19 protein-coding genes are annotated in these 20678 nt (G+C 65.1%); 7 read left to right on the forward strand and 12 right to left on the reverse strand.

Going from position 1 to position 20678, the window contains the following annotated elements; all coding sequences use genetic code 11:
• Nucleotides 1-71 precede the first annotated feature (71 nt).
• A complete protein-coding gene (locus tag AC0L3K_RS00540) occupies nucleotides 72-2939 on the forward strand; it encodes a PAS-domain containing protein (RefSeq protein ID WP_473365366.1) in 2868 nt (955 codons plus the stop codon).
• Between the two features lie 17 nt (nucleotides 2940-2956).
• Here AC0L3K_RS00540 and AC0L3K_RS00545 read toward each other — a convergent pair whose 3' ends face one another.
• Entirely contained in the window at nucleotides 2957-4651 is a 1695-nt protein-coding gene (locus AC0L3K_RS00545) for a bifunctional diguanylate cyclase/phosphodiesterase (protein WP_219679739.1), read from the reverse strand.
• 221 nt (nucleotides 4652-4872) lie between these two features.
• On the opposite strand from AC0L3K_RS00545, the gene AC0L3K_RS00550 reads away from it, so the two are divergent.
• Entirely contained in the window at nucleotides 4873-5133 is a 261-nt protein-coding gene (locus AC0L3K_RS00550) for a hypothetical protein (protein ID WP_219679742.1), read from the forward strand.
• 1 nt (nucleotide 5134) lies between these two features.
• Here AC0L3K_RS00550 and AC0L3K_RS00555 read toward each other — a convergent pair whose 3' ends face one another.
• From AC0L3K_RS00555 to mtgA, 3 genes are all read right to left on the reverse strand, one after another.
• On the reverse strand, nucleotides 5135-5779 hold the full coding sequence (locus tag AC0L3K_RS00555) for a hypothetical protein (RefSeq protein WP_007598105.1): 645 nt from the start codon (nucleotides 5777-5779) through the stop codon (nucleotides 5135-5137).
• 143 nt (nucleotides 5780-5922) lie between these two features.
• Nucleotides 5923-6105: a 50S ribosomal protein L32 gene (gene rpmF / locus AC0L3K_RS00560; protein WP_007598106.1), complete on the reverse strand. Its 183-nt coding sequence runs from the start codon at nucleotides 6103-6105 to the stop codon at nucleotides 5923-5925.
• A gap of 170 nt (nucleotides 6106-6275) precedes the next feature.
• Nucleotides 6276-6950, reverse strand: a complete 675-nt coding sequence (mtgA, locus tag AC0L3K_RS00565; protein WP_354166565.1) for a monofunctional biosynthetic peptidoglycan transglycosylase — start codon at nucleotides 6948-6950, stop codon at nucleotides 6276-6278.
• Nucleotides 6951-7110: 160 nt separating this feature from the next.
• On the opposite strand from mtgA, the gene AC0L3K_RS00570 reads away from it, so the two are divergent.
• Both AC0L3K_RS00570 and AC0L3K_RS00575 read left to right on the forward strand, forming a co-directional pair.
• On the forward strand, nucleotides 7111-8034 hold the full coding sequence (locus tag AC0L3K_RS00570; RefSeq protein ID WP_473365367.1) for a polyprenyl synthetase family protein: 924 nt from the start codon (nucleotides 7111-7113) through the stop codon (nucleotides 8032-8034).
• A 7-nt stretch (nucleotides 8035-8041) separates the two neighbouring features.
• Nucleotides 8042-8734, forward strand: a complete 693-nt coding sequence (locus tag AC0L3K_RS00575) for a DUF1345 domain-containing protein (RefSeq protein ID WP_007598111.1) — start codon at nucleotides 8042-8044, stop codon at nucleotides 8732-8734.
• Nucleotides 8735-8866: 132 nt separating this feature from the next.
• On the opposite strand, the gene AC0L3K_RS00580 is transcribed toward AC0L3K_RS00575, so the two are convergent.
• Together AC0L3K_RS00580 and AC0L3K_RS00585 are read right to left on the reverse strand one after the other, a co-directional pair.
• Nucleotides 8867-10699 carry a caspase family protein gene (locus tag AC0L3K_RS00580; protein ID WP_473365368.1) on the reverse strand — a complete coding sequence of 611 codons (1833 nt, stop codon included), beginning with the start codon at nucleotides 10697-10699 and terminating at the stop codon, nucleotides 8867-8869.
• Nucleotides 10700-10879: 180 nt separating this feature from the next.
• Nucleotides 10880-11308, reverse strand: a complete 429-nt coding sequence (locus tag AC0L3K_RS00585; RefSeq protein WP_007598114.1) for a GFA family protein — start codon at nucleotides 11306-11308, stop codon at nucleotides 10880-10882.
• Between the two features lie 94 nt (nucleotides 11309-11402).
• Here AC0L3K_RS00585 and AC0L3K_RS00590 point away from each other — a divergent pair, with 94 nt between their 5' ends.
• The 3 genes from AC0L3K_RS00590 to AC0L3K_RS00600 all read left to right on the forward strand — a co-directional run bounded on the left by AC0L3K_RS00590 (nucleotide 11403) and on the right by AC0L3K_RS00600 (nucleotide 14494).
• A complete protein-coding gene (locus AC0L3K_RS00590; protein ID WP_007598116.1) occupies nucleotides 11403-11777 on the forward strand; it encodes a nuclear transport factor 2 family protein in 375 nt (124 codons plus the stop codon).
• A 191-nt stretch (nucleotides 11778-11968) separates the two neighbouring features.
• Nucleotides 11969-12838: a class A beta-lactamase gene (bla, locus tag AC0L3K_RS00595; protein WP_473365369.1), complete on the forward strand. Its 870-nt coding sequence runs from the start codon at nucleotides 11969-11971 to the stop codon at nucleotides 12836-12838.
• Nucleotides 12839-12886: 48 nt separating this feature from the next.
• Nucleotides 12887-14494, forward strand: a complete 1608-nt coding sequence (locus AC0L3K_RS00600; protein WP_354166517.1) for a Na+/H+ antiporter — start codon at nucleotides 12887-12889, stop codon at nucleotides 14492-14494.
• A 26-nt stretch (nucleotides 14495-14520) separates the two neighbouring features.
• On the opposite strand, the gene AC0L3K_RS00605 is transcribed toward AC0L3K_RS00600, so the two are convergent.
• The 6 genes from AC0L3K_RS00605 to AC0L3K_RS00630 form a co-directional block, all read right to left on the reverse strand.
• A complete protein-coding gene (locus AC0L3K_RS00605; RefSeq protein WP_473365370.1) occupies nucleotides 14521-15342 on the reverse strand; it encodes an N-acetylmuramoyl-L-alanine amidase in 822 nt (273 codons plus the stop codon).
• A gap of 3 nt (nucleotides 15343-15345) precedes the next feature.
• The gene (locus AC0L3K_RS00610; protein WP_473365371.1) at nucleotides 15346-16683 is read right to left on the reverse strand and encodes a Rieske 2Fe-2S domain-containing protein; all 1338 of its coding nucleotides are present in this window, start codon (nucleotides 16681-16683) and stop codon (nucleotides 15346-15348) included.
• An 86-nt stretch (nucleotides 16684-16769) separates the two neighbouring features.
• Nucleotides 16770-17666: a TauD/TfdA dioxygenase family protein gene (locus AC0L3K_RS00615; RefSeq protein WP_473365372.1), complete on the reverse strand. Its 897-nt coding sequence runs from the start codon at nucleotides 17664-17666 to the stop codon at nucleotides 16770-16772.
• A gap of 134 nt (nucleotides 17667-17800) precedes the next feature.
• A complete protein-coding gene (gene ispG, locus AC0L3K_RS00620) occupies nucleotides 17801-19084 on the reverse strand; it encodes a flavodoxin-dependent (E)-4-hydroxy-3-methylbut-2-enyl-diphosphate synthase (RefSeq protein ID WP_473365373.1) in 1284 nt (427 codons plus the stop codon).
• 12 nt (nucleotides 19085-19096) lie between these two features.
• Entirely contained in the window at nucleotides 19097-20050 is a 954-nt protein-coding gene (locus AC0L3K_RS00625) for a DMT family transporter (RefSeq protein WP_007615962.1), read from the reverse strand.
• Between the two features lie 36 nt (nucleotides 20051-20086).
• A complete protein-coding gene (locus AC0L3K_RS00630) occupies nucleotides 20087-20581 on the reverse strand; it encodes a Fur family transcriptional regulator (protein ID WP_007598132.1) in 495 nt (164 codons plus the stop codon).
• Between the last annotated feature and the right edge of the window lie 97 nt (nucleotides 20582-20678).

Genomic DNA, 20678 nt, shown 5'->3' on the forward strand with positions numbered 1-20678 from the left:
GCCTCTTCGCTAGCCTCGGCGACCGAATTACCTTGCGTTAGGTCTATTGCCCGCCGAGACCCCGCCGCCCCATGACGTCGATGCGCGACAACGAGCTTGATGCACGCCGCGAGCAAGGCCCGAAGGCCCTGGTCGGGCTGAGCCAGCTTGCGCTCGACCACATGGAGCAAGGCGTCTGCGTCTACGATGCCAGCAACCGGATCGTGCTGGTCAATCAGCGCTACCTTGCGCTGTTCAACATGTCGGCCGACATCGTGCGGGTCGGCACGACCTACCGCGACGTGCTCGCCCACAGCGTGGCCCTTGGCAATATCCCCGCAGACGAAGTCGACACACTTTATGCCGCGCGCATGGCGCGGATCGCAACCGGCCAGCCGTTCCGGACTGAACAGACGCTTGCAAGCGGCCTCGTCATGGCGCTCGAGCTGAAGCCGTTTCCCGGCGGCGGCTGGATGACGATATGCGACGACGTCAGCCGCCTCGCCCGGGTCGAGGCGGAGCTGCGCGTGCAGACTGAGCGCAGCCAGCACGCGCTCGCCAACATGTCGCACGGGCTGATCATGTACGACGCCGACAGCCGTGTCGTCGTCTGCAACGAACGTTTCCTGAAGCTCTACAATCTCGACGCGGACATCGTGAAGCCGGGCGTCACGCACGGCGCGACCATCGATCATTGGCTTTCGCGCGGCAACCTGCCGGGGATGTCGGCCGACGAATTCCACGACACCAGGCTGGAGGACGTGCGCACCAGGACGACGAAAACCCTGCTGGTGATGCGCTATGACGGACGGATGGTGCAGGTGGTTTCCCGTTTTCTGCCCGACGGCGGCTGGGTGACGGTGCACGAAGACGTCACCGAGCGGCTGCAATACGAGGAGATGCTGAGGCAGCAGAACTTCATGCTCGATGCGGCGCTGGAGAACATGGCGCACGGGCTCGCCTTCTACGACAGCGACATGCGCCTGCGCGTCTGCAACACCACCTACCGAAAGATCTATCGGCTGTCGCCGGAGGAAGCCAAGCCAGGCACGCATCTCGGCGAACTGATCGAACGCTCGATGGCAAACGGCGCGTTCTCGTCCGAGTATAGTCCGCAACAACTCCTGGAAGCCGCCAGCGCAAGGATTGCAGACCGCAACTCCTCGCCGATACGCCGGCGGATGTCGAACGACACTACGATCTCGGTGCGCTATTGCGCCCTGGCCGAAGGTGGTTTTGTGGCCACCTACGAGGACATCACCGAACGCGAGCACGCAGTCGAGGAGTTGAGCGAACAGTATCGACGCTTCGACGCGGCCCTGAACAACATGAGCCAGGGCCTGTGCATGCTCGATTCGAGCTTGCGCGTCATCGTCTGCAATCGGCGCTACATCGAGATGTACGGACTGTCACCCGAATTGGTGAAGCCGGGTGTGTCGATGCGCGAGATCATGGAGCACAGCTGCGAGCTCGGCATCCATCCAAAGACCACCGCCGCGCGGCTCTATGCCGACTATGTCGAGAGGCTGCGCGAGGGCGAGCACACGCTGCACCGCTATTTGGGCGACGGCCGCATCATCAAGCTCAATCACAAGCGAATGGAGCATGGCGGCTGGGTCGTTACCTATGAGGACGTCACCGAGCGCCACAAGGCCCAGGCCCGCGTGGCACACATGGCGCGGCACGATTCGCTCACCGACCTGCCCAATCGCACGCTATTCCGCGAGAAGATGGGCGAGGGGCTGAACCAGGTCGCGATCGCCGGCGGCGCGATGGCCGTGCTGTGCTTCGACCTCGACAATTTCAAGACCGTCAACGACCGCCTCGGCCACGCGGCCGGCGACCGGCTGTTGCGCTGGGTCGCGGCGCAGCTGCAGGAGAATGTCGGCGAGCACGACACCGTCGCGCGGCTCGGTGGCGACGAGTTCGCGGTTCTCCAGCGCGGACCGCAGCCGCAATCGGCGGAAAGGCTCGCACGCCGCCTGGTGGAGATCATCGGTCACCCGCCGCCGCTGGAGCACCAGTCGATGCATGTCGGCGTCTCGGTCGGCATCGCAATCGCGCCCGATCATGGGCTCGACGCCGACGAGCTGATGAAATGCGCCGACCTCGCGCTGTACCAGGCCAAGGCCAAGGGGCGCGGCGCCTATCAGCTGTTCGAGCCCGAAATGGAGAAAGAGGCTCGCAGCCGGCACGCGCTCGAGCACGATCTGCGCGGCGCGCTGGAGGCCCGTGAATTCCACCTCGCATTCCAGCCGCAGGTGCGGCTCGACACCACCGAACTTACCGGCTTCGAGGCGCTGCTGCGCTGGAAACATCCTTCGCGCGGCCTCGTCTCGCCGGCCGAATTCATTCCGATCGCGGAAGAGACCGGGCTGATCGTTCCGATCGGCGAATGGGTGCTGCGCACGGCCTGCGCGACCGCAGCGACCTGGCCCGATCTCGCCGTCGCGGTGAATTTGTCGCCGGTGCAATTCCGCTCGCGCGGGCTGGTGACGATGGTGACGAGCGCGCTTGCGGAGGCCGGCCTGCCGCCGCATCGGCTCGAGCTCGAGGTCACCGAGACGGCACTGCTCGACGACAGCGAGGCGACGATCGAGATCCTGCACCAGCTGCGCGCGTTGGGCGTGCGCGTCAGCCTGGACGATTTCGGCATCGGCTATTCTTCGCTGAGCTATTTGCGCAAGTTTCCGTTCGATCGCATCAAGATCGACCGCTCCTTCGTCGGCACGCTCAGTGAAAGCCCTGAGAGTATGGCGATCGTCCGCACCATCGCCAGCCTCGGCTCGGTGCTCAACGTCGAGACCACGGCGGAGGGTGTCGAGACGATTGAACAACTCGACTTCGTCCGCGAATGCGGCTGCACCGCCGTTCAGGGATATTATTTCGGCAAGCCCTCACCGGCCGCGGCGGTCGTGCGAGTCATCGAGCGCCTGAACACCGTTCGGCGCGTGGCGTAGGGATCCGGCTCAGACTCCTATCCTGCCGCGGGCAGCACGCTGTCCGGCGGCGCGCCCCAGGGGCGATCGGCTGAGGCGAGCCCGATCAGGCGGCCCTGGATGTAGTCGCAGCCCCAGTCGCGCAGCATGTTCGCAGCTTCTTCGTCCTGCACCCATTCGGCCACCGTCTTGATGTCGAGGCGGCGGGCGAGGTCGATCAGGGTCTGCACGAAGGCGCGGTCGTCGGCCGAACGAGTGATGTTCTGCACGAACGCGCCGTCGATCTTCACGATGTCGACGCCGAGCTTGCGCAGATTGCGGAACGAGGTGTAGCCGGCGCCGAAATCATCGATGGCGATGCGACTGCCGAAATTCTTCAGCCGGGTGACGAAGCCGCGCACGTCGTCGATGTCCTGGATCGCGACGGTTTCGGTGATCTCGACGATCAGCCGCTCGGCGACGCCGGGATGGGCACGCATGAGCGATTCGATTCCGGCCCACCAATCCGGATCCATGGTGGTGTCCGGGGAGATGTTGAGGCTGAGGCAGATGTCGGGCGCGGCCGCGAGCTCGGCGACCACGAGCTCGAGCACGCGGTGATCGACCAGGCGGATCAGGCCGAGCCGTTCCGCGACCGGCACGATGTCGGGCGCAAGCAGCACCTGGCCGTCGCCCTGGTCCATTCGCACGAGGCATTCGTGAAAGGCGCACTCGCGCGAGAGGGCAGCGACCACCGGCTCATAAGCGAGCTTGATGCGGCGCTCATTCAGTGCGGTGACAATCTCGTCGGTGACGCGGATGTTGACGCGGCGCTGGGCGTCGCGCGCGGCATCCGGGCGCCAGGTTGCGAACGAGCCAACGCGGCGTTGTTTCGCCGTGTCCAGGGTCTCGTGGGCGCGATTGACGGCTTCATCGGTGTTGCGGGCATAGCGCGGCACGCTGACCGCACCGATCGAGGCGGTGACCGACACCGGCCCGGATTTGGTCGGCACCACCTCGTCGCGGATGCCGGCGAGGAAGCGCTCGGCGGCGACGTTCATGTCGTCGACGGTGCAATTCTTCAGGATCAGGCCGAACTTGTTGCCGGAGAAGCGGCCGAGCACGTCGCCACCGCGCAAGCGCGCGCGAATGCGCGTGGCGACGTCGAGGATCACGGCGTCGGCAACGTCGAAGCCGAAGGCCTCGTTCACACGCGCGAGATGATCGATGCCGACCAGCATGAAGGCCGCGGTCGAGCGGAAACGGGTCGCCTCCTCGATAGCCTCGGCCAGCGCGGCGATCAGATGCGAGCGATTGAGCTCGCCGGTCAGCGGATCGAGCCGGGCCAGCTTAGTCAGTTCCTCGTCGCGGGCATGGCGTTCATTGTTGATGCGGACGGAGCCGATCGCACGCACCGGGCGGCCGTCGGGGCCGGCGAACCAGCGGCCGGTCTCCTCGATCCAGACCACGGGATCGGCGGCGCTCATGCGTACGCCGTACTCGACCCGGTAGGGCGTGCCGTCGGCGCCATGCACGGCTGAGGTCTGCGCCAGCGCGGCGGTCCGCAGCGATTGCGCGGGCTCGATCAGCCGGGCGAATTCGGCGCCGGTGGCCAGCCGTTCGGCGGGAATCCCGGGAAAGATGGCGCCGACCTGCTCACCCCAGACGATGGCATCGCTGGCGATGTCCCAGGCGAACACGGCCTGGCCGAGGGCAGCCAGGATGTCGGAGGCTTGCGGCAATGCGGGGGTCAAAATCGCCTCGTTTCGGGACAGCGGGGAGTCCTGAGTCGGCACAGGATAAAGCCAGATTCGCCATTGACCCTAGGCAAAGTTGATAAACAATTTGGAAACCACGTTTCCTCACGCGCAGGAACCAAACCGGCCCGCCCGGCATAGGCCTTGCGAGTACATGACACGCACCGGCGCCAGCGTCTCGAAACGAGACGATCTTCGCCGGGTCAACGGTGATTGCGATGTTGAGTACCGATCGATCGAACGCCTCGGACAACAGCACGGGCTCGGCTCTGGTGCCGCTGATGCCGATTCTGCAGTGGGTCCACAAGGCACCGCTGCCGCGCCCCGATCCCAGCTTCGTCGCCCAGCTCATCGCCAATGCCGAGCATCTGCCCCAGGCGAGCCGACTCCGCCGCGTGTCTTCCGAGGATGCGCAGGTCGCCTATGGCAGCAAGCGCCCGCTTCCGAGCGTCACCGCGCGCACGCGGCAGGTGGCTTGAATCAGCGCGGCGCGTCGGGAGACGGCTGGGTGCCGTTGCCCGGCTGCAAATGCGGCGAGGGAATTTCCGGCGAAGGCGTACTCACAGGCTTCGGCGCCGGGTGATCCATCAGCACGGATTCGGCGACCGATTGTGCCGTAGGCGCGGGCGGCTCCGCCGGAGCTGGTTGCGGAGCGGGCACTGGCTCGAACTTGGGCTCGAACGTCCCTTCATCTGCCGGCGTCTCGGCCTGGCGCCTGGCCTTGCGCGGCGCTGGTGCGGTCTCGGCGACATAAGCCACGCGGCGGCGGGTACGCTGGGCGATGCCGCCGAGGAAATCGGCCATCGCGAGCAGCACCAGAAGGAAATAGGTGGAGTTGCCGAATTTCGGCCACATCACGAATTCGGCCGCAGCCGCGCCGAACACGATCAGCGACAGCAAATGATCCATCAGGAATTTCGAGCCGGGCCGCGCGCCCTTGACCACTTCGAGCAGCAGCAGCACGACACCTAGCGCGAGCATCACGTCGGCGAGCGTGACCGGCCAGGCCTCGCCCGTGATCATCGGCACCTTGAACAGCACGTCCGTAAAGGACACGCTCGGCATCAGGAAAGCGATGATGTTGTAGACCGCGAGCGGGATCAGGAGCAGCGGGAAACCGACCATCGGCGAAATGCCTTCTCGATCAAGATATCCAGACAGGACAATGCGGCGGCGAAGCATTAGCTCCGCCGCCGTCACTGTCATATCTCATGGGTTGGCCGAAATCAGGCAGGCCCGATCGTCCTGCCCAAAGAAAGGTCCCGAACTCAGGACTCTTTCTTCTTCAGGACCTGACGGCCCTTGTACATGCCGGTCTTGAGGTCGAGATGGTGCGGACGACGGAGCTCGCCGGAATCCTTGTCTTCCACATAGGTCGGCTTCTTGATGGCGTCAGCCGAGCGGCGCATGCCACGGCGCGACGGCGAGGTTTTTCTTCTCGGAACGGCCATTTCAGTATCCTCTAGGGATTGGTGTCATCAGGGCATCGTCCGCGGAGGGACGGCTCAGCACCCGCAAACCGAGGCGAGCTGAATGCCGGTCAAGGCCGGGCTTATAGAGGAAGGCCTGCCTTAAATCTAGGGCTCTGGGGCCGGAAAATGCGCCCGAAAAGGACCCGAAATCAGCGATTCTCCCGCCAGCAGGTCGAAAGCGAGCTGGCCTGCGCCCTCGCCACATAGGTCCCGGCCAGCCGCCGGACACCCGGTCCCGGCGTCCTGGCGCTGCGTTTGACCGGATTCGGCAGGATCGAGGCCAGAAGCGCCGCATCCCGGGGGGAGAGGTTCGCCGCCGACTTGCCGAAAGCATAGGCGCTGGCCGCCTCGGCCCCAAACTGGCCCTGTGGTCCCAGTTCGGCGATGTTGAGGTAAATCTCCAGGATCCGTGCCTTCGGCAGGACGAGATCGATCCACAGCGCCAACGGGAATTCCAGCGCCTTGCGGACGAAGTCCCGCCCCTGCCAGAGGAACAAGTTTTTCGCCACCTGCTGGGTGATGGTGGAAGCGCCCCGGAACGGGGTGCCGTCCTCCTTCGCATCGTCGATCGCCTCACGCAGCGCACCCCAGTCGATGCCGTGATGCTTGCAGAAATGGGCGTCCTCGGCTGCCACCACCGAGCGTGGCAGCGAGGGCGACATCGCCGCCAGATCGATCCATTCCCGCTGCATCGGCGCACCCCGAAGCGAGCGCCAGACCATCAGCGCCGAAACGGGATGGCCGGCACGGTAGAACGGCGCGATGACATAGGGCGCGAGAGCCGCGACCACGAGCACCAGGAGAAGGGTTTTGACGACGCGCAAATCAACCTTTCCGGCGCAGAACGAAACGCGGCCACGAGCCCGGCATTAAGTCTGTGATAATTCGGGCCTTTTCCAGCACTTTTTAGGCCTTCCAAACGATTGACTGAGGCGGGCGCATAAAGGATTGTCCCGCCGAATTTTAGTTCTGGAGCCCTTCTTGATGACCGGCACGTCCCCGTCCGATTTCGCCAAACGTCTGGACAAGACCGCTGATGACACCGAGGCCCTGCTCGGGCGCCTGCTGTCGGACGACATCCTGCACGATGAGATCGCCCGTCCCAAGCGACTGATGGACGCAATGCGCTATTCGAGCCTCAATGGCGGCAAGCGCTTGCGGCCGTTCCTGGTGGTCGAAAGCGCGGCCGTGTTCGGCGTGTCGCGCGAAGCCGCACTGCTCGCCGGTGCGGCGCTCGAATGCATCCACTGCTATTCGCTGATCCACGACGATCTGCCGGCGATGGACAATTCGGACCTGCGCCGCGGCCGCGCGACCCTGCACAAAAAGACCGACGACGCGACCGCGATCCTCGCGGGCGACGGCCTGTTGACGCTCGCCTTCGACATCATCACCCGCGACGAGATCCATCGCGACGCCAATGTGCGGCTCCTGCTGACGCGCGCACTGGCGCGCTGCGCCGGCATCGGCGGCATGGTCGGCGGCCAGATTCTCGACCTCGCCGGCGAAGGCCGCTTTGGCGGCAACGAGCCGATCGACGTCGCCCGCATTCAGCAGATGAAGACCGGCGCGCTGCTGCGCTACGGCTGCATCGCCGGCGCGATCCTCGGCCAGGCCTCACAAAAGGAATATCGGGCGCTCGACGATTACGGCCGCGCGCTCGGCGAAGCCTTCCAGATCGCCGACGACCTGCTCGACGTCGAAGGCGATGCCGCCGCGCTCGGCAAGCCTGCCGGCGCTGATGCAGCGCTCGGCAAGACCACCTTCGTCACCCAGCTCGGCATCGAAGGCGCCAAGCAGCGCGTGCGCGACCTGCTCGCGCGCGCCGACAGCGCCGTGTCGATCTTCGGCGAACGGGCCGCCGTGCTGCAAGCGGCTGCGCGGTTCGTGGCCGAACGGAAGAGCTGATAGCGCGATGGCGGGCGGCAGCAAGGAAGACCCCGCCCTCGCCCGCTTTCGCAAGATGTCGCGGCCGATGCGGCTGATTTATGCGCGTCCGCGGACGTTCATGTCGCTTGCTGTTGGTATTCTCGTCTGCCTGCTCATCCCGGGTTCGCACCGGCTGGTCACGCGGCTTCTGTTCGGCTGGGATGCGTTGATCGCCGTTTATCTGGTGCTGGTCTACGCGATGATGCTATGCAACGACCACCAGCACATCCGCCGCGCCGCAGCGATGCAGGACGATGGCCGCTTCGTGATCCTGCTGGTGACGGCGATCGGCGCCTTCGCCAGCATCGCCGCGATCGTCTCCGAGCTTGGAACGCCGCATCGCGGCGTCCTGGAGCTGAGCATCGCAATCACCACCATCGTGTTGTCGTGGGCCGCCGTGCACACGATCTTCGCCCTGCATTACGCGCATGATTATTACCGGCACGCCACGCCGGGCGGCCTTCAGTTTCCCAGCGGCGACAAGGAAGACCACGCGGATTATTGGGACTTCGTCTATTTCTCGTTCGTGATCGGCATGACCGCGCAGGTCTCCGACGTCGGCATCTCCGACAAGACCATCCGCCGCACCGCGACCGCGCACGGCATCGTCTCATTCATCTACAATACGGCCTTGCTGGCGCTGACGGTCAACATCGCGGCGAGCGCGATCTCGACGTAGTCGTCGTCCTGGCGAAAGCCAGGACCCATTGCCACCGGCCGTGGTTTTGCGAAGACTGGTGGTTGGCTCCTCGGCGCCGCAACTTCTCCCTGGGGTAATGGGTCCTGGCTTTCGCCAGGACGACATTGGGAGTTAATTACACACCTCGGCATTGGCATCGTTGCCGGGGCCGCCGCCGCCGCGATATTCGAGATGGCAGCCGCGGTTGACCGGACGGCAGCCGGCGCTATTGCAGAATAGCTGTCCGCCGCTCGAGCGGCGGCTGGCGCCAGCGGCAGCAGCGATGCCCGCAGCGCCACCAAAGCCGCCGGCCGCTCCGGCAGCCTCACCGCCGGCTTGACGACGCTGCCGCGCGGGACGCTCGTCGCCATCGTCACGCTTGGCGGTCGCAGGCTTGGCGGTCGCAGGCTTGGCGGCACGCTGCTTCTCGCACTCGTTGTCGTCGTTGAGCGCATAGCCATCACGGCAGACGATCTTGGTGCACTTGTCGCCGTCGGCCTTGAAGCCGTGCTCGCAAACCAGCGGACAGACGCGCGACTGTTTCGACTTGAGCGTGTCGAGCGCGTCGGTGCTCGCCACCTTCACGTCGAGCTTGGTGCCGGCATAACGGTTGAACTGCGACAACGAGCGCTGCGCGGACGTCGTCCAGTTGCCGTCGGCGGCGCCGGAGAAGCAACCGACCCGGCCGAGCTCGGTCTGCACCGAGCGGCTGAGATCGGCCGGCGCGGAGGGCGGCGTCAGCGACGCGACGTTTGTGCCGGCGGGGCTCGCCGTGGTGGCTGGCGCCGCACTCGGCGCCGCGGCGGCGAGATTGACGCGCTGCTGCTCGGCGGCGGCCGCCTGCTGCTGCGCCTGCTCCTTGGCCTTTTGCGCCGCAAGCTGTACCTGCTCGGCGGCCTTCGCATCGGCGACTGCCTTGGCCTGCGTATCCTTCTGCGCGCCAAGTGCGGCAAGACGATCGCGCTCGGCCTCGGCCTGCTTCGCCTTCTCGGTGGCCGCCGCATGAGCCTGCTCGGCGCCGATTTTTTCGAGCTGAAGCTTGGCAAGGCTCGCATAGAAGCCGTCGGAATGCTGGGCAAGGAACGCCTCCCATGCCGGCCTGTTGCCGACCTGGAGCGCGAGTTCGTAATCGCGGCGGATGTCGGCTTGCGGGTTCGGCGCGGGCGCGGCGGGAGCCGCAGCCGTCACCTTGACCGGCACCAGCGGCACGTCCTCGCCGCCGAGCGAGCCATAGACGAACGGCTCCTGCTTGTTACCTGTCGACTTGAGCACGTCGTCGCGCACGAAGCCGAAGGCGCGGCGGACGTCGAGGCCCGGCGTCGTCAGATGCTTGGACAGCGCCACGGTGAAGGGGCTGTTCGCACCGTCGCCATCCTGCGCCGTGAAGCCGGCCTTGGCCGAATAGGCGATCAGCGTGTTGGGGCTGGTCGGCTCGACCTGGGCGAGGCCGCGGCCGATGCCGCGCGACGCGACCGTGCGCTTCATGGTCTTGCCGAACGGATTGTCACGGCAGGCATCCAGGATCACCAGGCGAAGCTGCTTGGCCGGTTCGACCGCAACCAGGACGCGGTCGAGGGAGAGCGCCTCGTCAAAGACGTCGGTGTCACGCTCCAGCTTGGCGTCGACAGGGATCAGATAGTTCGAGCCTTCGACCTCGATGCCGTGGCCGGCATAATAGACCACGGCGATATCGGCATCGCGGGTCCCGTCGGCAAATTCGCGCAGCACGCGTCGGGTTTCCTGCGCCGTCAGGTCGTGCCGGGAATCGACGATGTCGAAGCCGGCCTCCTTCAGCGTCCGGGCCATCACCGAACCGTCATTGACGGGGTTCGTCAGCGACGGCGCATGCTGGTAGGCGGAGTTGGCGATCACCAGCGCGACGCGCTTTCCGGCGAAAGCGGGCCCGGTGCCGAATAGCAGCGCGACGGCGAGGAGAAGGGGGCAAAGTCTGAGCAATTTGCGCATGACACGACTTCCGAGTTCAGGGCCGTTCGAGCCCCTTTGGGACGGCTTTAGCAGGGTCCGTCGCGGACGCTTGTGACGGAGGTCACGAAGGTGGTGCCAGCGGCAGGCCGAAAGGCCCCTTTTGTTTGTCGCGCCAGTCCGGCCGCGGTTCGCCGAGACACGAGTGCACAGCAGGTTCCCTCAGGCATCTCCCACGTGGCCCCGATATTGCGGCAGATTATCCGTAATCTCGTGCCAAGGCGCCTTCGAGCCCACGAAAATGTGGGCGCTCGGTCGGATCGAGGGGGCATCGACCAGGGTTCCCATGGCGACATGGACCCATTTTCCCTCGCGCACCCGGGAATAAAGCAGCGAGCCGCAGCGGGCGCAGTGGGCGTCATGGGTGGTGTCGTCGCCGTAGATGGTGCGCTGGTTCTCGCCGCTGACGATGCGGAGCTTGCCCTGCTCGATACCGGCGAACGGCTTGAAGGCGGCGCCGGTGGTGCGGCGGCAATCTGAGCAGTGGCAGTTCATCGCATAAGAGAACGCGTCCGCCACCTCGTAGCGCACGGCGCGGCAATAGCATTCACCGACCAGGATACGAGCGTTCGAATTCTCTGATCCGGTCATCACAGTGTCCTCGCGCAAATGGTACGCACTCCCATAGCGCATTTTGACGTGTACGACTAAGTTCGCCCCGAGCCATCATTCAAAGGGATGACCCATGAGCCAGAACCGTTCGAGTGTCGAAGCCGTCGTGCAATCCTATTTCGACGGACTTTATGAGGGCGATGCCGAAAAGCTCGGCGCCATCTTCCATCCCTCCGCCGATTTGCGCTGGGTCGAGAAGGGTGAGCTGCAGGTGCTGACCGTGCCGGACTGGCTCGACCGCGTGCGCAAGCGTCCCTCCGGCAAGGCCGAAGGCAAGCCGCGCGAGGATTTCATCGTCACGATCGACCGTTCCGACGACAAGACCGCCTTCATCAAGGTCCGATGCCAACTGCCGCCGCGTTTTTTCACGGACTATCTGGTGGCGATGAAGCTCGCCGACGGCTGGCAGATCGTATCGAAGTCTTATCGGTATGATCTGCGGGAGTGAGGGGGACCTAATCTTCCGCTGCCCGAAATCGGGCGCACTCGTCCCACATCCTCCGTCGTTGCGAGCGCAGCGAAGCAATCCAGAGTCTTTCCGCGGAGGCAGACTGGATTGCTTCGCTGCGCTCGCAATGATGATGCGGATGGAGTGCATGCCGCATCTCCACCCCGCCCGCCTCGCTCAAAAGGTTCCCCATGCTTCTCGACCGCCGTTCGCTGCTTGCCTCGCTGTGCTGGATTGCCGCCTCTCCCGCGCTCGCCGCGGACGCGCTACCTGAACTCGAAGCCTATGAGCGCGAGAGCGGCGGCCGGATCGGGGTCTATGCCGAGAACCTCGCGACCGGCGCGAAGCTCGCATGGCGCGCCGACGAACGGTTCGTCATGTGCTCGACATTCAAGGCTTCCCTCGCGGCCTGCGTACTGGCGCGGGTCGATCGTGGCGAGGATCAGCTTGCGGCCATGATCCCGTACGGCAAGGCCGACCTGCTGGAGTACGCACCGGTCGCCAAGCAAAACATTGCCGCCGGCGCAATGTCGGTCACCGAGATGTGCAAGGCGATCGTCGAGCTCAGCGACAACACCTGCGCCAATTTGCTGCTGGCGCGGATCGGCGGTCCCGCCGCACTCACCGCGTTCTGGCGGTCGCTCGGCGACACCACCTCACGGCTCGACCACAACGAGCCCGAGCTCAACCGCTCACCGCCCGGCGATCCCCGCGACACCACGACGCCGGCGGCGATGGCAGGCAATCTGCGCCGGCTTGTGACGGGCGAGGCGCTGTCGGCGACCTCGCGTGCGCAGCTCACGGACTGGCTGGTGGGTTGCAAGACCGGCGCGAACCGGCTGCGTGGCGGGCTCCCCGCAAGCTGGAAGATCGGCGACAAGACCGGCAACAACGGCAAGGACGCCTCCGGCGATATCGCGGTGGCCTGGCCCAAGCCCGATACGAAACCCGATGCCCCGATCCTGATCGCGGCCTACACCCAGGGCGGTACGCCGAGTGCGGCGCAGATCGAAACCGTGTTCGCACGCATCGGCCGCATGGTGGCCGAGCGGCTGGCGTAAGCCGCACGCATTGACGTTGCGACCGCTTCCGGGTGAAGACAGATCATCATGGAAGCGAAATTTCAGACCTTTCTCATCCTGCTCGCCGTGCTGGCGGGCACCGCGCTTGTCGCCCGCCGCTTCAACATCGCGCCTGCCATTCTGCTGATGCTCTCCGGCGTCGGCCTCGCCTTCGTGCCCGGCATGCCACCGGTCGAACTGCCGCCGGAACTGGTGCTGCTGATGGTGCTGCCGCCGCTGATCTACTCGGCGAGCGTCGCGATGAGCTGGCGCGAGTTCAAAAAGAATCTTCGCCCCATTGTGATGCTTGCGGTCGGCGCGGTGATCTTCACCACAGCACTGGTCGCAACCGCCACCCACTATTTGATCGGCCTGCCCTGGACGATCGGCTTCCTGCTCGGCGCCATCGTCGCGCCGCCCGACGTGGTGGCGCCGCTCGCGATCGCGCGCCGGTTGCATTTGCCGCGCAGGCTCACGGTCATCCTCGAAGGCGAAGGGCTCGCGAATGACGCCACCGCGCTGATCCTCTATCGGTTCGCGCTCGCCGCAATCATGGTCGGGCATTTCTCGCTGCCTCTGGCAGGCGGCGAGTTCCTGCTCATCGTCGCCGGGGAGATCGCCTTCGGCATCGGTGTCGGCTGGCTCTCCCTGCGTTTCCGCAAATGGTCGGGGGATCCGCAGGTCGAGCTGACGCTGTCGCTGATCACGCCCTACGTGTCCTATTGGCTGCCCGAACATCTCGGAGGCTCCGGCGTGATCGCCACCGTTGCCTGTGGCCTCTATGTGAGCTGGAACGGCCCACTGCTGATCTCGGCATCGACGCGCCTGCAGGGGATCTTCTTCTGGGACCTCGTGATCTATCTGATCGAGGGCTTGCTGTTCCTGCTCACGGGGTTCCAGATGCGCGCGCTCTACGAGAAGTCGAAGGCGTTCCCGCTCGACGACATCATGATCGCGACCGCCGTGGTGCTGGCGGTCGTCGTGATCGCGCGCTTCGCCTGGCTTTATCCCGCGACCTATCTGCCACGCATGCTCAGCAAGTCGCTGCGTGCGCGCGATCCGTCACCACCGTGGCAATGGCCGTTCGTGCTGGCGTTCACCGGCGTGCGCGGCGCGGTGTCGCTGGCGGCGGCACTGGCGCTGCCGTTCACGCTGCCGGGCGGCGAGGCCTTTCCGTTTCGCGACCTGATCCTGTTCGTCGCCTTCGGTGTCATCTTCATCACGCTGATCGGCGTCGGCCTCACACTGCCTCCGGTGGTGCGCTGGCTCGGTGTCGCGGACGCCGGTCGCAGCGAACATTCCGCCGAGCACGAGTCCGAGATCGCGGCACGGCGCCAGGCCCTCGATGCCGCCCTGAAGTCGCTCGACGCGCTGACCGAGGAGAAGGACGTGTCGGACGAGGTGATGCGGCTCCTGCGCGCCCGCCACGAGATCCGGGTCAACCAGCTGCCCGATTCGCTCGATCCCACCCACCACGACGTCTCCGCCGCAGGTACCGCGCTGACCCGCGACCTGATCGCCGCCGAGCGCAAATTCATCCATGACCTGCTGCGCGACGGCCAGATCACCGACGAGACGCGCCGGAGGATCGAGCGGGATCTGGACCTGGAGGAGGCGAGTTTGGCAAACCGGGAGTACCGGGGAGGGCCGCTGTAGATTCCCGTCATTGCTGGCGGTGCAAACTACCGCCTCTCGCAAAATTCCCTCATCGCCACCGCCACGGCGCCCGCAATGATCTCCTGACGCTCCGGCGAGTTCATCGCCATTTCCTCGTCGCGGTTGATGATGGAGCCCGCTTCGAGCAGCACTGCGGCGCTACGGGTTTGCGAGAGCACGACGAGCCCGTCATAGCGGTAGACGCCGACATCCTTGTCGAGCAATTGGCGCCGGTAGCGGCCCATCACCGGCAGGCTGTATTGGCTGGCATAATGCAGGTCCTGCTCTTTCAACTGGCTGCCGATCATCCGGGCCAGCATCAAGCTTGCGGCGAAGTGCGGATTCCGCTCCGACACAAACAGAGAGTGGCCCGAAAAGCGGTCACTGAAATAGCTGTTCGCGCCGTCGAACTCCCAGGTCTCGATCAGCTTGTCCGGCACCGAATCGTGATGGATCGACAGGAAGAGATCGGCCCGGGCACCATTCGCGGTGCTGACGCGTTTGAGCAGGCTCGGCCGGGCCTTGCCGTCCGTGACGAGCAGCCGGGTCGCGGCAAAGCCTTCGGCCTTGAGCTTCGCCGTGATCAGACTTGCAAGCCGGAAGTTGAAGCCGAACTCGGTGTCGTTGCGTGCGCTCAACGCGCCGTAGGAGTCCGGGGTGTGCCCGACATCCACGACGATCCGGAATTTCGACATCTCACACTTGACCGGCGCGTGCGGCGGCTTGGGTTTCGCGATTTTCCGCGCGATCGCAGCATGGCCCTCACCTGCAGGCGCCAGCGACCATAGCAAGATCGACGCGACGAGCGTGGAGACGAGACTTGCAAGGATGCTGCGCGGCTGCCCCAAGTGCTACTCCGCTGCCGCTGTTCGCGGCCGGCCGACAAAGCCTGTGACGTCGCCGAAACGCTCCAGCATCACCGCGGAAAGGTCCTTGGCCTTGCTGGTGACGCAGGCGCCCGAGCGCACGGCGTAGCGATCCTGATGCGCGACCTGCGGCGGCGGCTCGCCCTGCTGAAGCGCTCGCGCCAGTTCCATCACGACTTTCCGGAAATGCATGATACCGAGATCGGTCGGACCGAGATGCTCGCGGGTGCGATCGGCGATGGGACCCTGGCTATCCTGTACGGCCGCGTCCTGTTCGGATACACCCTTGATGCCGGTGTAGCTCCTGGTTTTCTGCAGCTTGCGATCAATCAGATAGTCATTGCCGTTGTGGCGCAGCGGCACGTAATCGTCGCCGACCTCCGCGATCACGCCATTGCCGCGGTCAAAGGCGTCACGCTCGGCTTGCGTCAGCGGCCGCTCCGGATTCCAGGCATAGGTGTAGATCCAGCAATTGGTGTCGGTGACGGGCACGAAGGTCTGGCCAAAGATGTTCTCGCCCGGCATCGCGCTCGGGGCATAGGCGTGGAACGGCATCAGGAACTGCGCGATGCGCCAGTAGATGTTGTCGCCGCCGGTGAGCCGCCCACCGGCGATGGTGAGGCCCGCCGGGTGCGCCTGGATCTTGATCACAGGCCGGGGGTCTTCGGCGATCCAGCGCATGTGATCGCTCGACATCCGCGCGATCGGATTCACGAAATGCTTCTTGATGTCCAGAATCTCGTTCTCCTCCTTATCGAAGGAGAGATGGGCGAAGGTGAAATGCGCGGTGTCGATCGAGCCTTCTAGCGCCTGCACCCAGTTGCAGTCCTGCCATTTCTTGCTGACGTAGCGGTGCGAGGCCGGCAGCAGCGCCATTTCGAGATCGGGCAGCTCGGGCATCGCGTCAGCCGGGCCCATATAGGCCCAGATCATCTCACCCCATTCGCGCACGGGATAGGATTTGATGCGGATGAGATCCTTGGCGTTGAGGTCGGGATAGGACGTCGGCATGTCCACGCACCTTCCGTCGGTGTCGAACTTCCAGCCGTGATAGACGCAGCGGATGCCGCATTCCTCATTGCGCCCAAGCCAGAGATTGGCGCCGCGATGCGGGCAGTATTGGTCGATTAATCCGACGACGCCGCGCGACTCGCGGAAGGCGAGCAGCTCCTCGCCGAGAACGATGATCTTCTTCGGCTCGCCGTCGGGTTCGGGGAGTTCTTCGGACAGCAGGACAGGAATCCAGAACCGGCGCAACAATTCGCCCATGCCGGTTCCGGGGCCCGACTCGGTCAGGAATTTGTTGTCCTCGGCGCGGAGCATGGAAAATCCTCCCGACGGTCTTTGTTTTCGGCAAGATTGGCGCGGACGCGGGAAGACGTCAACGCGGAACGCGATGCGCAGGCGGGTTAAACCGGCCGCTCCCCCTTCACCGTCACGCGCGTGCCGGAGCGCGTATGCGGCCAGTAATCCCACATCGCGCGGTGCTGGGTGCAGCGGTTGTCCCAGAACGCGATCGCGTTCTCGGTCCAGCGGAAACGGCACTGAAACAGCGGGTTCTCGGCGTGTTGATAGAGATAGGCCAGCATCGCGTCGCTCTCGTCGCGCGGGATGCCGTTGATGTGCCGGGTGAAGCCGCGGTTGACGTAGAGCGCCTTCTTGCCCGTGACCGGATGCGTGCGCACCACGGGATGCTCGGCACTCGGATAGGACGGTCGGTCGGCGACGCCGTAATTGGCGTAGAGCCCGCGATAGATCGGCTCGCCGTCGTGCAGCGCGGTCAGCCCGTCGAGATAGGCCTTCATGCGATCCGACAGCGCCTCGTAGGCGGCGTACATGTTGGCGAACAGCGTGTCGCCGCCGCGCGGCGGGCACTGCTTGATGTAGAGGATCGAGCCCATCGGCGGCTCGAGATCGCAGGACACGTCGGAATGCCAGCCCTCGCCGTTGGCACGCGGCGAGTTCGCATCCGCATAGATCTTCATCAGCGCGGGATCTTCATCTTCGTGCGGCGCGGCGGGATGGAAATGCAGCTCGCCGAACTTGCGGCCGAAGGCGAGATGCTGTTGCGGCGTGATGTGCTGGTCGCGGAAGAAGATCACGAGGTTTTCGGCAAGCGCGCGATGGACCTCGTCCATCTGCCGGTTGGAGCGCGCATCGTCCGAGACCAGCTTGCTGATGTCGACGCCGGAGATTTCCGCACCGATGATCGGGGTGAGCTTTTCGACCCCGATCGTTTCATACGGCGCGCCGTCGTCCGTCGCGTGGCGATAGCGCGGGCCCTGCTTGCCGGCGAGTGAGCTCATGGCGTGCCTCCCGATCGCTCTTGATTGGGGACATCGTAGCCCGGATGGAGCGAAGCGCAATCCGGGTTGAGTTCGTCAGCTTGCGAGAACCCGGATTTCGCTGCGCTCCATCCGGGCTACACGCCGCAAAAGGCCTACTCCGCCGCGGTCACCGGCACCTTGGCGCCCTGGCCGTAGCGCTGCTCGATATAGTCGATCACGAGCGCCTTGAAGTCGGCGGAGATGGTCGGGCCGCGCAGGGTGCGGAATTTCTTGCCGTCGACGAACACCGGGGCAGCCGGCGCCTCGCCCGTGCCCGGCAGCGAGATGCCGATATTGGCGTGCTTGGATTCGCCGGGGCCGTTGACGATGCAGCCCATCACCGCGACGTTGAGCTCTTCCACGCCGGGATATTTCGTCTTCCAGGTCGGCATCTCGTCGCGGATGAACCCCTGGATCGAGCTGGCCAGTTCCTGGAACGTGGTCGAGGTGGTGCGGCCGCAGCCTGGGCACGCCGCAACCAGCGGCACGAAGGTGCGGAAGCCCATGGTCTGCAAGAGCTCCTGACCGACCTGCACCTCACGGGTGCGGTCGCCGCCGGGCTCCGGCGTCAGCGAGATGCGGATGGTGTCGCCGATGCCCTGCTGCAACAGGATGCCGAGCGCCGCGGATGACGCCACGATGCCCTTCGTGCCCATGCCGGCCTCGGTCAGGCCGAGATGGATGGCGTAGTCGGAACGGCTGGCGAGAACCTCGTAGACCGCGATCAGATCCTGCACCGCCGAGACCTTGGCCGACAGGATGATGCGGTCCTTGGGCATGCCGAGCTCTTCGGCGCGCGCCGCCGAGAGCAGCGCCGACTGCACCATGGCTTCGCGCATCACCGCGCGCGCATCGCGCGGATTGGCCGAGGCGGTGTTCTCATCCATCAGCCTGGTCAGCAGCTCCTGATCGAGCGAACCCCAATTGGCCCCGATGCGCACCGGCTTGTTGTTCTTGTTGGCGATCTCGATGATGTCGGCGAACTGGGTGTCGCGCTTGTCCTTGAAGCCGACATTGCCGGGATTGATGCGATATTTGGCGAGCGCCTCGGCGCAGGCCGGATAGGCCGCGAGCAGCTTGTGGCCGATATAGTGGAAGTCGCCGATCAGCGGCGTGGTGATGCCGCGCTTGAGCAGGCCGTCGCGGATGTGCGGGACGGCGGCGGCGGCCTCCTCGCGGTCCACGGTGATGCGGACCATTTCGGAACCGGCGCGGGCGAGCGCTGCCACCTGGGCAATGGTGCCGTCGATATCGGCGGTGTCGGTGTTGGTCATCGACTGCACGACGATCGGCGCACCGCCGCCGACGGCGACGTCGCCGACCTTGACCTGGGTGGTCTTATGCCGGGGCGCAGGGCCCGCAACGTCGGAATCGATGGTGTTTTCGAGCTTGTTCATGGCGTCCAAATATCAGGTTTTGGTGACGTTCAGCAATGCATCGCGCGGCGCCGCAGCGGATTGACTGGGACGGTTAACCAGAAAAAGCCCAGCAATGACAAGGACGGCGGCAGCCCCGAATGTCAGGTTCAGCGTGTCGTGCATGATGAAATAACTACCCACCACGCCAAACAAAGGGGTGATGAAGGTAAAAGCCGACAATTTGCTGGCCGAATAGGTCTTCACCAGCGCGAACCAAAGCGTGAACGTGGTTCCCACGACCCAGATCGCCTGGAAGGCCATCAGGCCCAGCGACAGCGGCGACGGGGTGTGCGGGATGGTCTCCCCGAACAGCCAGGCGGCCAGCCCCAGGATCGGGATCGACGTCGCGACCTGGTAGCCCAGCGCCTTCTCGGGCGCCGCGAAGCGCAGCCGGGTGCCCTTGGCAACCAGCGTGGTCGCCGCCCACAGCGCGGCGCCGCCGACGATCATGAGGTCGCCGAGCAGGACATGCGAATCGACGTTGGGCTGCGGCACCCCGATCGCGAGCGCGACGCCGGCAAAGCTTATGGCGAGCCCCAGCCATTGCGTACCGCCAAGCCGCTCGCCGAGCACCTGGTAGGAGCCGAGCGCGACAAAGAACGGCGCGGTGTAGAGGAACACGACTGCCCGCGATGCCGGTGTGAAGCGCAGGCCCTGGAAGATCAGCACGAACTCGATGCCGAACATCAGTCCCGCGATCACGCCGGGCTTCCAGGTGCCGTCGCGTTCGAAGAATTTAACGCCGCGCAAGCTGCCGATGATGAACAGCACCGGCAGCGCGCCCATCGAGCGGAACGTGGCCTGAAGCATCGGCGGGATGTCCGGCAGCACCAGTTTCACCGCGATCTGGTTGAATCCCCAGGTCAGGCACAGCATGAGCATCAGGGCGATGGCGCCGGCACTGAGGGGACGACCGGCGGACGGTATGGCTTGAGGTGAGGACATTTCTTCCTGAAAAACCGGCTTTGCGCCGTTGTTGCTCTAAGCAGCTTTCTGACAATGCGCGCAGACGCCCGTGATTTCCACCACGGACAATTTGGGAGCGAAGCCTGAGCTGCGCGCGGCGGCGTTGAGGTCCTTGGCGAAGGATGCCGACGGAATCTCGCCGACCAGGCCACAGCGCTCGCAGATCAGGAACGTCACCGCCGAGGTCGCGTCGTGGTCGTGAGCGGCGCAGGCGAGATAGGCGTTGCGGCTTTCGATGCGGTGCACGAGGCCGTTGGCCATCAGGAAATCGAGAGCACGATAGACCGTGATCGGCGCCGGCCGCGGCATCGATTTCGCCAGCTCGTCGATCACCTCATAGGCGCCGAGCGGCCGGTGACTCGAGAGCAGCGCCCCCAATACATGGCGGCGTATCGGCGTGAATTTCTGCGCGCGCTCTCCGCAAACGGCCTCGGCATGCGCCAGCGCATCCGCGGTACAGCGGCCGTGATCGTGATCGGGCGCGGGAAATGCCGGTTTTGCGAGGGTCATGCGACCGGCGTTCTACCATTTCGAAAGGGGAACCCAAAGCAGGACCGGCGATGCGGCCATCAGCCATGCTCGGCCTGCGGGACAGCGTCCCGCAAAC

The sequence above is a fragment of the Bradyrhizobium sp. MI1.10 genome (genome assembly GCF_055811035.1).

Coding starts and splice junctions, on each gene's coding strand:
- AC0L3K_RS00540 (WP_473365366.1), top strand. CDS start 72: ATGACGTCGATGCGCGACAACGAGCTTGATGCACGCCGCGAGCAAGGC.
- AC0L3K_RS00550 (WP_219679742.1), top strand. CDS start 4,873: ATGTTGAGTACCGATCGATCGAACGCCTCGGACAACAGCACGGGCTCG.
- AC0L3K_RS00555 (WP_007598105.1), bottom strand. CDS start 5,779: ATGGTCGGTTTCCCGCTGCTCCTGATCCCGCTCGCGGTCTACAACATC.
- rpmF (WP_007598106.1), bottom strand. CDS start 6,105: ATGGCCGTTCCGAGAAGAAAAACCTCGCCGTCGCGCCGTGGCATGCGC.
- AC0L3K_RS00570 (WP_473365367.1), top strand. CDS start 7,111: ATGACCGGCACGTCCCCGTCCGATTTCGCCAAACGTCTGGACAAGACC.
- AC0L3K_RS00575 (WP_007598111.1), top strand. CDS start 8,042: ATGGCGGGCGGCAGCAAGGAAGACCCCGCCCTCGCCCGCTTTCGCAAG.
- AC0L3K_RS00580 (WP_473365368.1), bottom strand. CDS start 10,699: ATGCGCAAATTGCTCAGACTTTGCCCCCTTCTCCTCGCCGTCGCGCTG.
- AC0L3K_RS00585 (WP_007598114.1), bottom strand. CDS start 11,308: ATGACCGGATCAGAGAATTCGAACGCTCGTATCCTGGTCGGTGAATGC.
- AC0L3K_RS00590 (WP_007598116.1), top strand. CDS start 11,403: ATGAGCCAGAACCGTTCGAGTGTCGAAGCCGTCGTGCAATCCTATTTC.
- bla (WP_473365369.1), top strand. CDS start 11,969: ATGCTTCTCGACCGCCGTTCGCTGCTTGCCTCGCTGTGCTGGATTGCC.
- AC0L3K_RS00600 (WP_354166517.1), top strand. CDS start 12,887: ATGGAAGCGAAATTTCAGACCTTTCTCATCCTGCTCGCCGTGCTGGCG.
- AC0L3K_RS00610 (WP_473365371.1), bottom strand. CDS start 16,683: ATGCTCCGCGCCGAGGACAACAAATTCCTGACCGAGTCGGGCCCCGGA.
- AC0L3K_RS00615 (WP_473365372.1), bottom strand. CDS start 17,666: ATGAGCTCACTCGCCGGCAAGCAGGGCCCGCGCTATCGCCACGCGACG.
- ispG (WP_473365373.1), bottom strand. CDS start 19,084: ATGAACAAGCTCGAAAACACCATCGATTCCGACGTTGCGGGCCCTGCG.
- AC0L3K_RS00625 (WP_007615962.1), bottom strand. CDS start 20,050: ATGTCCTCACCTCAAGCCATACCGTCCGCCGGTCGTCCCCTCAGTGCC.
- AC0L3K_RS00630 (WP_007598132.1), bottom strand. CDS start 20,581: ATGACCCTCGCAAAACCGGCATTTCCCGCGCCCGATCACGATCACGGC.